Source organism: Kribbella sp. VKM Ac-2566, assembly GCF_004366005.1.
Classification (GTDB): Bacteria; Actinomycetota; Actinomycetes; order Propionibacteriales; family Kribbellaceae; genus Kribbella; species Kribbella pratensis.
The window spans coordinates 399211-410342 of sequence record NZ_SODT01000010.1; the positions used below are offsets into that span (position 1 = coordinate 399211).

Genomic DNA, 11132 nt, shown 5'->3' on the forward strand with positions numbered 1-11132 from the left:
CTTAGACATTTGTATGACGATCTGCCGCACAGCATCTGTCAGCTGGATGACGCCCGCCGAGCGTGATGGTCCTTACAGTGCACTCACATCCTGACCAGGAGGAGTCCGCCGTGGTTGGTACCGCTCTGCTCGCCGCATCCCGCAGTCGTCGTGTCCGGGCCGCTGTCACCAAGTCCCCGGTGACGCGCAAGGTCGTCAGGCGGTTCATCGCCGGCGACGACGTGAACGCCGCCGTCGACACCACCCGCCGGCTGACCTCCGGCGGCTTCGCCGTGACCCTCGACCACCTCGGCGAGGACACGCTCGATCGAGCCCAGGCCGAGGCCACCCGGGACGCGTACCTGACGCTGATCGAACTGCTGGCGGACCAGGGTCTCTCGTCCAGGTCCGAGGCTTCGCTCAAGCTGTCCGCGATGGGTCAGGCGCTGCCCGGCGACGGCGAGGCGCTGGCCGCCGAGAACGCGCACGCGATCTGCGCCGCGGCCTCCGAGGCCGGGATGACCGTCACCCTCGACATGGAGGACCACACCACGGTCGACTCCACGCTCGGCATCCTGGCCGAGCTGCGCAAGGACCACCCGTCGGTCGGCGTCGCGCTGCAGGCGATGCTGTACCGCACCGAGGGCGACTGCCGCGACCTCGCCACCACCGGGTCGCGGGTCCGCCTGGTCAAGGGCGCGTACGCCGAGCCGAAGTCCGTCGCGCACCCCGCGAAGAGCGACGTCGACCGCGCGTACGCCCGCTGCCTCGGCATCCTGATGGGCGGACTCGGCTACCCGATGATCGCCAGTCACGATCCGCGCATGATCTCCATCGCCCAGGCACTCGCCGCGCAGCACGGCAAGGGTCAGGACGATTTCGAGTTCCAGATGCTCTACGGCGTCCGGCCGAGCGCGCAGGAGCAGCTCCGCTCGCAGGGGTCCCGGGTGCGCATCTACGTCCCGTACGGCGACGACTGGTACGGATACTTCATGCGCCGCCTCGCCGAACGCCCCGCCAACGTCGGTTTCCTGCTCCGCTCGCTGGTCACCAAGTAGCGCGGATGTCGCATTTCGTGGTGCGCTGATCGTCATACACCTGAGGGCGGACGGCCGAGTCCGCCGAGGAGGTGACAGCACGGTGCTGGTAGACGACACCAAACGAGCGGCACATCGCGCGCTCGTGGACCGGATCCTGACGGGCGACGGCAGAGCATCTGCCGAGCAGCGCGCGCGTGCGTTCAACAACGAAAGTCTCGTCCCGCCGGTGAGCACGCTGATCAGCAAGATCACTCGTACGCCGGTACGCGTCAGCGAGGCCGACCTGGCCGTAGCGGGATGCACGGAGGACGAGGTGTTCGAGTTGGTGATCTGCGCCGCCGTCGGTCACTCGACCCGCTTGTACGAAGCCGGGCTGGCGGCGCTGGCCGAGGCGGTCTCCGAGGAGGCGCCCGGTCATGCATCTTGACATCCTCAACCACGGCTACCGGCCCGGGACGAAGCTGATGTTCGCGCTCGTCCGGCTGTTCTCCGGGCAGCCGCTTCCGGACGCCGCCAAGCTGACCTTCTACCGGTCCGACTTCTATGGCAACCCGGCCAAGGAGTTCACCCACGAAGCACTGCGCGGGCCGTCCGACTGGTCCGTGGGCGACCGTGAGCTGATGGCGGCTTATGTCTCCAAGCTGAATCAGTCCGCGTTCTGCGTCGGCGCCCATACGGCGACCGCGAGCCTCGCCTACCAGGACGGTGAGCGGGTTGCGGCGATCCTGGACGATCTGGAATCGGCGGCGATCGACGAGCCGCTCCGGGCAACGCTGCGCATGCTCGGCAAGCTGATCCGCAACGGACGCGTCGACGCCGACGACCTGCGCGAAGTCCTGGCCGCCGGCGTCACGCCGCAGCAAGTCAAGGACGCGCTCGCGGTGTGCGCCGCGTTCAACACGACCAGCCGCCTCGCCGACGCCTTCGGCTTCGAGCTCCTCACCCCGAAAGGCTATGAGGCCGGAGCGAAGTACCTCCTCAAACGCGGCTACCGGTAGTCAGTGCATTGGTGATGCGTCGGCGCGCTTCGTAGTAGTGGTTCGGGTCGAGTACTGGGCGGTCGAAGCGGAGGGTTCGGTCGGGGTCGATGAGGTCGAGGGCGGCCGCGTTGCCGTGGGCCGCGCGGACGGCCTGCAGCGCGCGGTGGTCCCACATCGCCTGCGCGAAAACGCGGTGCCGGAGCGACGGCCAGGGCGTGCCGTCCGGGCCGGGGTAGACGGCGAAGGGATCGCCGGACGGGAACGCGCCGCCGGCCGAGGTGTCCGCGAACGGATCCACCCGCCGGATCGAGTGCCACGTGTACCAGAAGTTGAACCCCCAGTGCAGGAACCCGTCCACGCCGGACGCGAACAACTGGTGCCCGATCGCACGGTTCCGCGCCGAAGGCATCCCGATGAACCGGTTGGCGACATCGCGATCCTGACTGACGCAGTAGTACACCCACATCCGCTCAGGACGCTCGGCCAGGAACGGCTCCACATGGTCGGTCGCGACCACGGGAACCTCGACGGCACCCGACGTGTAGAAGGAGTGCTCGCTCAGGGCGTCGACAACCGTCCAGCCCTTCAGGAGATCAGCGACGACAGCCTTCGCGGCGAGATAGCTGGCAAGCCCGTCCTCCCCCGACGGCTCGTCCGAGATGTGAAAGACGACGTACTCGCGATCCCATTCCTCGTCGAGCACAGCCTGCAGCGCCGGCAGCAGCGCCTCCATCAACTCCCGGTACCGTACGTCGGTCGCCGGCACGTCCCACCCGAAGACGCGCTCCTCGCCCACCACGATGCCGGGCGTGGCCTTCGCGCCCCACTGGGTGAATAGATGCGCGACCTCGACCCCGGTGATCCCGGTACGCCGACAGACATCGAGCCACCGCCGCAGCCGATCGAACCCGAACTCGTACCCGTCGTTGGTCGCCGTGATGTCGATCAGCTGCACAACGGTTCGATACGTACCGACCGCGGTGTCGAGCGGCGGCGTCCACACCGGTGCCAGCAAGGACGTCGCACCCATCTCGACCGCGGACGCCATGAAGCGCTCGACGATGGCCCAGTGCTCCTCGCTGAACACCTCGACGCCGTAGTGGTCCGCGAGCGAGTCGAGGTGCATCCAATGCCCCGACACAATGTCGAGCGGCGGCAACTCGATCCCCGTGATCTCGACGGCGACCGGAGCGCGATGCAACTCGGAGCCGTCGGGCGCGCTCACCACGACAGTGAGTTCGTGGACGCCGGCCCGCGCCGGATCGGTCGTCATCACGTCGAACCACAACGCACTCCAGCTGCCGAACCGCACCGGTGCTTCACCGTTCGGCACTGGACGCAGCACGTCCGGGTACAGGCCGGGCTCGTCGAACTCGTACCCGTCGTCATGTCCCGGGAGCGCGACGAAAGTGCAAGGCACGAGGTCCACGCTCGACATGGCGACCAGGTCGGCCGCCGTACCGTCGACCCGGACCTGCAGCGGCCGTGGGTCGCGGAACGTCGGCTCGAGCGGAGGGCGATACGCGAGCTGGAACGATGCCCGCTCACCGAGGAAGGCCTGGAACCGGGTTTCGGCGGACACGGGGCGCGGGTCCCGCACCGGGTGCACCTTCGCGAGCGCGTCGCAGAGCACGAACTCCCACTGGGCGGTCACTTCGGACCACTCCTTCCGACAGGACGGCATTCACCATCCATGCGTATTAGTGGAATCTATGATGCAGATTCGCGCACCAATGCACAACCATCATCCCGCCATATCGCTCACTCCGGGGCCGGGGTCAACGCGCGGGCCGAGTAGTCGTGCAGGACGAGCGCCGTGGTCACCGGGCCGAAGCGGGCGAGGCTGTCGATGATGGTCTCGAGGCGTCGCGCGTCGGAGCAATGAACGTCGCAGAGCAGGCAGTCCTCGCCGGTGACCCGACGGATCGCTGTGATGTCAGGGGTCCGGGAGGCCAGCGCGAGCGCCTGTTCGAGTTGCGCGTGCGAGGTACGCAGCCTGATGTGGGCGGTGATGCCGAGCCCGAGCTTGGCGGGGTCGACGATCGCCCGGTACCCCGTGATGACGCCGGTCTTCTCGAGTCGCTGGACCCGCGCGCTGGCGGCGGGCTGGGAGAGCCCGACCCGGCGGCCGAGCTCGGCACCGGTCAGCCGGCCCTCGGCCTGGAGCAGGGCGAGGATCCGCCGGTCGATCTCGTCGAGTGATTCCATGGTTGTCGCCGCCAATGTCTTTGTGATCACTTGCCACGCTGTTGTGGGTCCGTTGATTCGATCAGACTCAGGGCCTCAAGCCTCCCACGGTTGTGGGTTGCGCAAGTGAAAGCGAGGTCTGCAGTGACAGCGTTCGTCATCCTCCCGGGCATCGACGGCTCCGACGATGTGCACTGGCAAAGCCGATGGGAACAGTCCTGGGGCGATCGCGCAGTACGGATCGTTCCGGCGTCTTGGAGCGAGCCCGAGCTGGGCGACTGGGTCGCCGCGGTCCAGCGTGCGTACGACGATGCTCGCAGCCGTGACGATGACGTCGTGCTGGTAGCGCACAGCCTCGGCTGCTGGGCCGCAGCCGCCTGGTTTGCCGCGGGCGGGTCTGCCACAGCTGCGCTGCTGGTGGCACCCCCGGACACTCAGCACCCCACGTTCCCGAGCGAACGCGCAGGCACGTTCCAGACCGTCGCGACGCAACCACTCCCCTGCCCTTCGCTCCTGATAGCCAGCACGAATGACCCGTACTGCAGCGCGGAACGGGCGACCACCTTCGCCGACGCCTGGAAGGCGGATTGCCACCTGGTGGACCACGCCGGCCATCTCAACTCCGCCAGCAATCTCGGCGACTGGCCGCTCGGCCGGCAACTGCTGGAAGGCTTGCTCGCGAACGTGCCGACATAGCGGTCGAGATGCCGCGGAACTCGCCCCGGGGCGGTGGGGTCTCGTAGCGTCGGCGCGGGAGGTGATGGCTGTGCGGGATCGCCGTACGCTCGTGTGTGTCGGCGACCTCGTCGAGGACGTCGTGGTCTGGGCGGCGGGTGCGGCACGGTCCGGCACCGACAACCCCGCGCGGATCTGCCGGACACGCGGCGGCGCGGCAGCCAACGTCGCTGCCTTCGCCGGCCGCCTCGGTACGGCGGTGCGGTTCGTCGGACGCGTCGGGGACGACACTGTCGGCACGGCTCTGGTGCGGGACCTGACCGAGGCCGGGGTCGACGCGAAGGTCCAGCGCCAAGGGCGGACCGGAACCATCGTCATCATCGTGGACCCGTCCGGCGAACGCACGATGTACCCGGACCGCGCCGCCGCAGCCGAACTGGCCGACGTACCGGACCGCTGGCTGTCCGGCGCCGGAGTCGTCCACCTGTCGGCGTACTCCCTCGTCGGCCCGTCGCTGTCCGTCCTCCGCCGCGCGTCGGACATCGCGCAGGCGGAAGGCGCGATCCTCACGATCGACGCGTCCTCGATCGCGCTCATCGACTCGATCGGTCCCGCGCCGTTCCGCGACCTGATCCGGACACTGCGACCGACGTACATCTTTGCCAACGGCATCGAAGCCGACCTCGGCTCCCTCCGCGACCTCGCGACATCTGGTACGACGGTTGTCGTCAAGAACGGCGTCGAGCCGACAGAGATCCACGCCACCACCTCGACAACTGTCCCGGTGCCCCCGGTCGACGAGGTGCGCGACACGACCGGTGCGGGCGATGCGTTCGCGGCGGGCTTCCTGTCCGCCGTACTCGATGATGCCGACGTCGTCGAGGCGGTCACGGCGGGCCATACGCTTGCCAGGCGGGTTCTCCGCGAGCCCGGTGCCATGCTGTCCATGACCGCCGAGGAGAACGGAACCGCGTGTGATTGAACCCATTCTGTCCGACGACGTGACCCAGGCCCTCGCCGAGCACCGAGCGGTCGTCGCGCTCGAGTCGACGATCTTCTCCAACCTCGGACTGCCCGCCCCGGCGAACGCCGACGCGCTCGAACTCTGCAAACAGGCAGTACGAGAGCACGGTGCGGTGCCGGCGGTCGCCGCGGTCCTCGACGGTCAGGCCCACGTCGGCCTCTCGCCGGACGAGGAGAAGCGAGTGCTGCAGGGCACCCGCAAGGTCGCCGAACGCGATCTCGCAGTCGCGCAGGCACAGGGCTGGGGCGTCGGCGTCACCACCGTCTCGGCGACGGTGGCGTTGGCACACGCCGCAGGCATCCCGGTGTTCGCAACAGGTGGCATCGGTGGCGTCCACCGCGGATCAGACCTCGATGTCTCGGCCGACCTCGACGCGATCGCCAACCACCCGGTCATCACCGTCTGCGCCGGCGCCAAAGCGTTCCTCGACCTGCCGCGAACACTCGAGTATCTCGAGACCGCCGGCGTACCGGTCCTGGGCTGGCAGCACGACTGGTTCCCGGCCTTCTACACGCGGTCGAGCGGCTTGCCGGTCCCGCACCGCGTCGACGACGAGCGAATGGTCTGCGACGTCCTCCGTTTCCGGGCGCGGCCCGAGACCGGCGTCCTGCTCACGGTTCCGATTCCCGTGGACGACGAGATTCCGGCGGAGCGCATCGACGCCGTACTCACGGCTGCGTTGGAAGCGAGCGCGCGGGCAGGAGTCGTGGGGCCCGCAGTCACGCCGTACGTGCTCGCCAGGATCGAGAAGGAGACGGACGGGCAGAGCATCCCGGCCAACCTCGCACTGGCCCGGAACAACGCTGCCGTCGCGGCCCGGATCGCCGTCGCGAACGCTTGATCCGAATACGCGGTGGGTACCCTGAGGGCGACGTACGACGGAAGGCTGACTGATGAGCTCGGATCCGCAGACGTACGAGCGTGATGACGAGAGCTCCGGTGAGCGCCTCGACCGGCACTGGAACGAACTGTTGCAAGAGCTGCGGCTCGTGCAGACCGGGACGCAGATCCTGTTCGCGTTCTTGCTGGGGATCGCGTTCCAGAATCAGTTCCACGCGGCGGACGACTTCACACACGCGGTGTACGCCTGCACGCTGATCGCCGCGGCGCTGGCGGTCGCGTTGTTCCTGGCGCCGGTCGCGCTGCACCGGCTGCTGTACCGCCACGGTTTGCGCGACCGCCTGGTCAATGCCGCGGACCGCCTGACGCGCGGCGGTCTGGCGCTCCTCATCGTGTCGATGTGCGGCGGCATCTTGATCGCCATCGACGTCGTTCTCCCCCGCGCCGCCGCCGTCGCCACGGTCGTCGGCGTACTGATCTGGTTCGTGGCGTTGTGGCTCGCGCTCCCGGCGTACATCAGACACAAGGGCACGAACGGCCGAACCTGATCGTCCCCGCGCCGAGGACGGCGCGGGGACGCGGTTGATCACGTGAAGATGCTGACTCCACCTGGTCCGACCAGGAGGCCGAGCACGATCAGCGCGGCACCCCAGATCATCTGGCCACGGAACAGCGACACGATCCCCGAAATCACGAGGATCACGGCGATGATCCACAGAACGAATTCCATGGTCCTCTCCCTTTCCAGGGCCGGGTTCGACCCGGCAGGTTGAATCCCCGTGCGACACCATCCGGTGCCCGCGCGAATCTCCCGCAAACCCCGGTGCCTGGAGGCCGCCTACCCGCTGATTCGGTAGCAGCGGCGGGCGGTGGCCGAGTAGATCTGTTCGCGGTCGCTGTCCGAGAGGTGCGAGAGGGCCTCGGACAGGCCCTTGAAGACTGGGTCGTAGCCGCCCGCTGCGGTCGAGATCGGCCAGTCGCCGCCGTACATGAGTCGCTCCGGCCCGAACACCTCCAGGGCCCGGTCGAGGAAGGGTTGCAGCGAGTCCCGGGTCCAGGTCTCGGGGTAGAGACCGGAGACCTTCGCGTACACCCGCGGGTTCTCAGCGGCGGCCGCGATCAGGCTCCACCACGGCTCACGTTCGGCCTCGCCGATCGGTGGTTTGGCGAGGTGGTCGATGACGATCCGGAGTTCGGGGTGCCGTTCCGACAGCGTCGGGACGTGTTCGAGATGCCGAGGCAGTACGGCGACGTAGTCGAACGTCACGTCCGCCTGCTCGAGTACGCCGAGACCCTCGTCGACGTCGGGCCGCAGGATCCAGTCCGGGTCCGGGAGGTCGTGAATCAGGTTGCGGATCCCGGCCACGCGCGGATCCTTGCGCAACTGCGCGAGGCGCTCGGCGGCGACACCGGGTTGATCGAGCGGAACGTACGCGACGATCGCCGCGACCTCCGGATGCTGATCGGCCACCTCCAGCATCAGGTCCGTGTCGCCGTCGTGATCGTCGGACTGCACGAGCACGGTCGCGTCGACGCCGTTGCGCACCAACTGCGGCTTGAGCTCCTCGAAGGTGAACGTGCGATTCCACTGCGGCACGTGCGGGCCGAGCCAGCGGTACGGCGAGCGGTCCAGATCCCACACGTGCTGATGTGCGTCGATGATCATGCCGGGCCTCGCTTGTCGACCAGGTAGAGATGGGTGAGGACGAGAACGGTCTCCGCGCGCTGGTTCGTCACGCTGACCTGCTCGTGAACATAGCCGTGGGTTTCCGGCGTCCGCTTGTGGTCGGACTTCCCGGTGACGGCCGCGGTGACGGTGATCGTGTCGCCGATGAACACCGGCTTGATGAAGCGGATCCTGTCGTAGCCGTACGACATCGACCGCGGATTGATGTCGCCCGCGGTCATCCCGACGGCGACGGAAAGGATGAGCGTGCCGTGCGCGATCCGCTGCCCGGCCGGCTGCGTCGCCATCCACTCGGCGTCGAGGTGATGCGGGAAGAAGTCACCCGTCTGACCGGCGTGCAGCACGATGTCGGCCTCGGTGATCGTCCGCCCGACGGTCGTGCGGCTCTCACCGATCTCGTACTCCTCGAACCACCGCTCCGCGACCTTCATCGCTCCCCCAACAGTCGCTCGGCCAGCGCGTTCGCGCGCCGTACCAGCTCGGCATCGGTCAGCTCTCCCTGGAGGGTCGCCGTGACCCACGGTGAGACGACGTCCTGGAACTCCATGTAGCCCGCTGTCCGCGGTCGCACCCACGCGTCTTCGAGGGTCTGCCGGGTCCCGCGGAAGAAGTCCCACGAGTCCTCGTTCAGACGATCGTCGTCCCACGAGGACGCGTACCCGGGCTGGCCGCCCGCGTCGTAGTACACCCCGTTCTGAACCTCCGGCGAGGCCAGCCAAACGGCGTACGCGCGGGCCGCGTCGAGTTCCCGGGTGTACGCCGAGACCGCGATGCCGGCTCCCCCGAGCTGCGACCCGGCGACACCACGCGGCCCGGCGGGAATGTCGACGTACTTGAGCCGATGCGTGCGGAAACCTCGACGTGAGTAGTTCGTGTACCCGTACGCCAACGGCACGTAGGCCCATGGCCCGTCCCCCGCCAAGGCCTCGGCGACCTCGATCGGGTTGGCTGCGAGGCACCACTCCGGGACTCGCTCTGCAAGTCGGTGCATCAGGTCGAGTACGGCGCCCGCGTCGTCGGCGGCCAGGAAGCGGCCCGGCTCGGCTGCGACCGGCGTACCGCGGTTGGCGGCAAGGGTGCACAGGCTCGAGTACGCGTCGATCGGCTTCGTGGGCCACAGGACTCGGCCTTCGCGGGCCAGTTCGAGTACGCCGTCCCAGTCCGTCGGCGGCGTGGGCAGCAGGTCAGGACGATGTACGGCGACCTGCGCAGCGGAGTCGGTGGCGAGTCCGTACTGGTGGCCGTCGTGGGCGTACGACGCGTGGCTGTTGCCCACGGCATCGTTCGCCAGCGCCGCTAGCTCTTCGTCGTGACCGGCACCGTCCAGCGGTGCCAGCAGTCCTTCGGCCGCCGCGAGAGGCACGTGCGGATGATCGATGACGAGCAGGTCGTACCGGACCGCGAGACCCGCGATCGGCTCGTCGGCGAAGGCCTGGAGCGAGCGGTACTCCCACTGCACGTCGACACCGGTACGACGGGCGTACTCCTTCGCCGCAGCGACCTGACAGTCGTACCCGCGCGGATGTTCCCAGGTCATGCCACGCAACGTCGTCATGCGATCTCCTGTTCGACGGGATTGTGCTCGCCCAGCCGGGGCGCCGGCCGCGAGTTGGTCAAACGCTCGCCGTCGATCCTGATCGGGCTCCGCGTGGTGGTCAGCTCGAGCCCGTCGCGGCGCAACTCCTGCGTCATCGCTATCGCCCGGAAACCGTCGTGCGCCACCAGTTCGTCCAGCGTGAGAACAGGCGCGCACCACACGTCCTCGGCATCGAGAACAGCCAGCCATTCGTCGCGAGTCCGGGTGCTGAGCCTGGCCGACAGGAGTTCTTCGATCTCCTCCTGCCGGTCCCACCACGACTGCGGATCGGTCATCGCGGCGACCTCGGGCAGGTCGAGCAGGCGGCCGATGGTCGGGACCGGGTTCATCGCGATCGCGAGGTACCCGTCGCTGGTCGGATAGATCCCGTACGGCGCCGGCAGGAACGCGTGCGCCGAGCGGCTGCCCTTCCGCTGTACGGCGATCGACGCGTCGTTCAACCGCGTCGTCAGGAGCTCGAACTCGAGGTCGAGCAGCGCCTCCAGCAGACTGGTCTGCGCGTGTCCGCCTCGACCGGTGCGGAACCGCCGCACCAGCAGCGCCGTGATGCCCTGGGCGAGATGACAGCTGGCGAGATGATCGGCGACGGCCAGTCCGACCGGTACTGGCGGGTCGTCGCGGGAACCGTTGAGCCAGGGCAGTCCGGCAATCGACTGGGCGAGAAGATCCTGCCCGGGCCGGTCCTTGAACGGACCCGTGTCGCCGTACCCGCTGACACTGCCGTAGATGATGCCGGGGTTGATCCGGCGGACGGTGTCGTAGTCGAGGCCGAGTCGTTCCATCACGCCGGGACGGAAGTTCGAGACCACCACATCGGCCGCCGCGACCAGTGCCCGGACCTTGTTCAGGTCGGCGGGGTCCTTGAGGTCGGCGACGATGCTCTCCTTGTTCCGGTTCATCGCGTGGAACGACATGCTGTCGCCCGAGACCGTCCGGCCCGCGAACGCCAGTTGACGGCCCGCGTCCCCGCTGCCGGGGCGCTCGATCTTGATCACCCGCGCGCCCAGATCGGCCAGCCGCAACGCCGCCACCGGCCCGGCCAGGAACTGGCTGAAGTCGAGGACGGTCACCCCGGACAGGGGAAGTTCCGTCACCACTCGGTTCCCATCGCTGTTCCTCTCTG

Annotated in this window: 14 protein-coding genes; 7 read left to right on the top strand and 7 right to left on the bottom strand. The window is 68.3% G+C overall.

Features of this window, described 5'->3' with window-relative positions:
- Positions 1-110: 110 nt before the first annotated feature.
- The 3 genes from EV647_RS20320 to EV647_RS20330 all read left to right on the top strand — a co-directional run bounded on the left by EV647_RS20320 (position 111) and on the right by EV647_RS20330 (position 2017).
- Positions 111-1037, top strand: coding sequence for a proline dehydrogenase family protein (locus EV647_RS20320; protein ID WP_134005150.1), 927 nt, complete (start codon positions 111-113; stop codon positions 1035-1037).
- 82 nt (positions 1038-1119) lie between these two features.
- The gene (locus EV647_RS20325; RefSeq protein WP_134005152.1) at positions 1120-1446 is read left to right on the top strand and encodes a hypothetical protein; all 327 of its coding nucleotides are present in this window, start codon (positions 1120-1122) and stop codon (positions 1444-1446) included.
- On the top strand, positions 1436-2017 hold the full coding sequence (locus EV647_RS20330) for a carboxymuconolactone decarboxylase family protein (RefSeq protein WP_134005154.1): 582 nt from the start codon (positions 1436-1438) through the stop codon (positions 2015-2017). Before EV647_RS20325 ends, EV647_RS20330 begins: the two co-directional genes overlap by 11 nt.
- Here the strand turns inward: EV647_RS20330 and EV647_RS20335 are convergent.
- Together EV647_RS20335 and EV647_RS20340 are read right to left on the bottom strand one after the other, a co-directional pair.
- Positions 1998-3653 (bottom strand): DUF4091 domain-containing protein, encoded by a 1656-nt coding sequence (locus tag EV647_RS20335; RefSeq protein WP_166680391.1) that lies wholly within the window; start codon positions 3651-3653, stop codon positions 1998-2000. The two genes, EV647_RS20330 and EV647_RS20335, sit on opposite strands and share 20 nt — an antisense overlap.
- Positions 3654-3760: 107 nt before the next feature.
- Entirely contained in the window at positions 3761-4207 is a 447-nt protein-coding gene (locus tag EV647_RS20340) for an Lrp/AsnC family transcriptional regulator (protein ID WP_134005158.1), read from the bottom strand.
- A 123-nt stretch (positions 4208-4330) separates the two neighbouring features.
- Between EV647_RS20340 and EV647_RS20345 the strand changes: the two genes are divergently transcribed.
- The 4 genes from EV647_RS20345 to EV647_RS20360 all read left to right on the top strand — a co-directional run bounded on the left by EV647_RS20345 (position 4331) and on the right by EV647_RS20360 (position 7273).
- Entirely contained in the window at positions 4331-4882 is a 552-nt protein-coding gene (locus tag EV647_RS20345) for an alpha/beta hydrolase (protein WP_134005160.1), read from the top strand.
- 70 nt (positions 4883-4952) lie between these two features.
- Positions 4953-5843 carry a carbohydrate kinase family protein gene (locus EV647_RS20350; protein ID WP_166680392.1) on the top strand — a complete coding sequence of 297 codons (891 nt, stop codon included), beginning with the start codon at positions 4953-4955 and terminating at the stop codon, positions 5841-5843.
- Complete coding sequence (locus tag EV647_RS20355) at positions 5836-6726, top strand: pseudouridine-5'-phosphate glycosidase (protein ID WP_202876242.1); 891 nt, start codon at positions 5836-5838, stop codon at positions 6724-6726. The genes EV647_RS20350 and EV647_RS20355 overlap by 8 nt, the downstream gene beginning before the upstream one ends.
- Positions 6727-6778: 52 nt before the next feature.
- On the top strand, positions 6779-7273 hold the full coding sequence (locus tag EV647_RS20360) for a DUF6328 family protein (protein WP_134005164.1): 495 nt from the start codon (positions 6779-6781) through the stop codon (positions 7271-7273).
- A gap of 38 nt (positions 7274-7311) precedes the next feature.
- Here EV647_RS20360 and EV647_RS42110 read toward each other — a convergent pair whose 3' ends face one another.
- From EV647_RS42110 to EV647_RS20380, 5 genes are all read right to left on the bottom strand, one after another.
- Positions 7312-7455 carry a GPGG-motif small membrane protein gene (locus EV647_RS42110; protein WP_166658687.1) on the bottom strand — a complete coding sequence of 48 codons (144 nt, stop codon included), beginning with the start codon at positions 7453-7455 and terminating at the stop codon, positions 7312-7314.
- Between the two features lie 108 nt (positions 7456-7563).
- Positions 7564-8391, bottom strand: coding sequence for an amidohydrolase (locus tag EV647_RS20365; protein WP_134005166.1), 828 nt, complete (start codon positions 8389-8391; stop codon positions 7564-7566).
- Positions 8388-8843 carry a MaoC/PaaZ C-terminal domain-containing protein gene (locus EV647_RS20370; RefSeq protein WP_134005167.1) on the bottom strand — a complete coding sequence of 152 codons (456 nt, stop codon included), beginning with the start codon at positions 8841-8843 and terminating at the stop codon, positions 8388-8390. Before EV647_RS20370 ends, EV647_RS20365 begins: the two co-directional genes overlap by 4 nt.
- Complete coding sequence (locus EV647_RS20375) at positions 8840-9967, bottom strand: extracellular solute-binding protein (protein ID WP_134005169.1); 1128 nt, start codon at positions 9965-9967, stop codon at positions 8840-8842. The genes EV647_RS20370 and EV647_RS20375 overlap by 4 nt, the downstream gene beginning before the upstream one ends.
- Positions 9964-11103, bottom strand: a complete 1140-nt coding sequence (locus EV647_RS20380; protein WP_238177304.1) for a CaiB/BaiF CoA-transferase family protein — start codon at positions 11101-11103, stop codon at positions 9964-9966. The genes EV647_RS20375 and EV647_RS20380 overlap by 4 nt, the downstream gene beginning before the upstream one ends.
- Positions 11104-11132: the final 29 nt, after the last annotated feature.

What these genes read in the sequence shown, in the direction of transcription:
- EV647_RS20330 (WP_134005154.1), top strand. Translation starts at nt 1,436, where the DNA reads ATGCATCTTGACATCCTCAACCACGGCTACCGGCCCGGGACGAAGCTG.
- EV647_RS20340 (WP_134005158.1), bottom strand. Translation starts at nt 4,207, where the DNA reads ATGGAATCACTCGACGAGATCGACCGGCGGATCCTCGCCCTGCTCCAG.
- EV647_RS20360 (WP_134005164.1), top strand. Translation starts at nt 6,779, where the DNA reads ATGAGCTCGGATCCGCAGACGTACGAGCGTGATGACGAGAGCTCCGGT.
- EV647_RS42110 (WP_166658687.1), bottom strand. Translation starts at nt 7,455, where the DNA reads ATGGAATTCGTTCTGTGGATCATCGCCGTGATCCTCGTGATTTCGGGG.
- EV647_RS20365 (WP_134005166.1), bottom strand. Translation starts at nt 8,391, where the DNA reads ATGATCATCGACGCACATCAGCACGTGTGGGATCTGGACCGCTCGCCG.
- EV647_RS20370 (WP_134005167.1), bottom strand. Translation starts at nt 8,843, where the DNA reads ATGAAGGTCGCGGAGCGGTGGTTCGAGGAGTACGAGATCGGTGAGAGC.
- EV647_RS20375 (WP_134005169.1), bottom strand. Translation starts at nt 9,967, where the DNA reads ATGACGACGTTGCGTGGCATGACCTGGGAACATCCGCGCGGGTACGAC.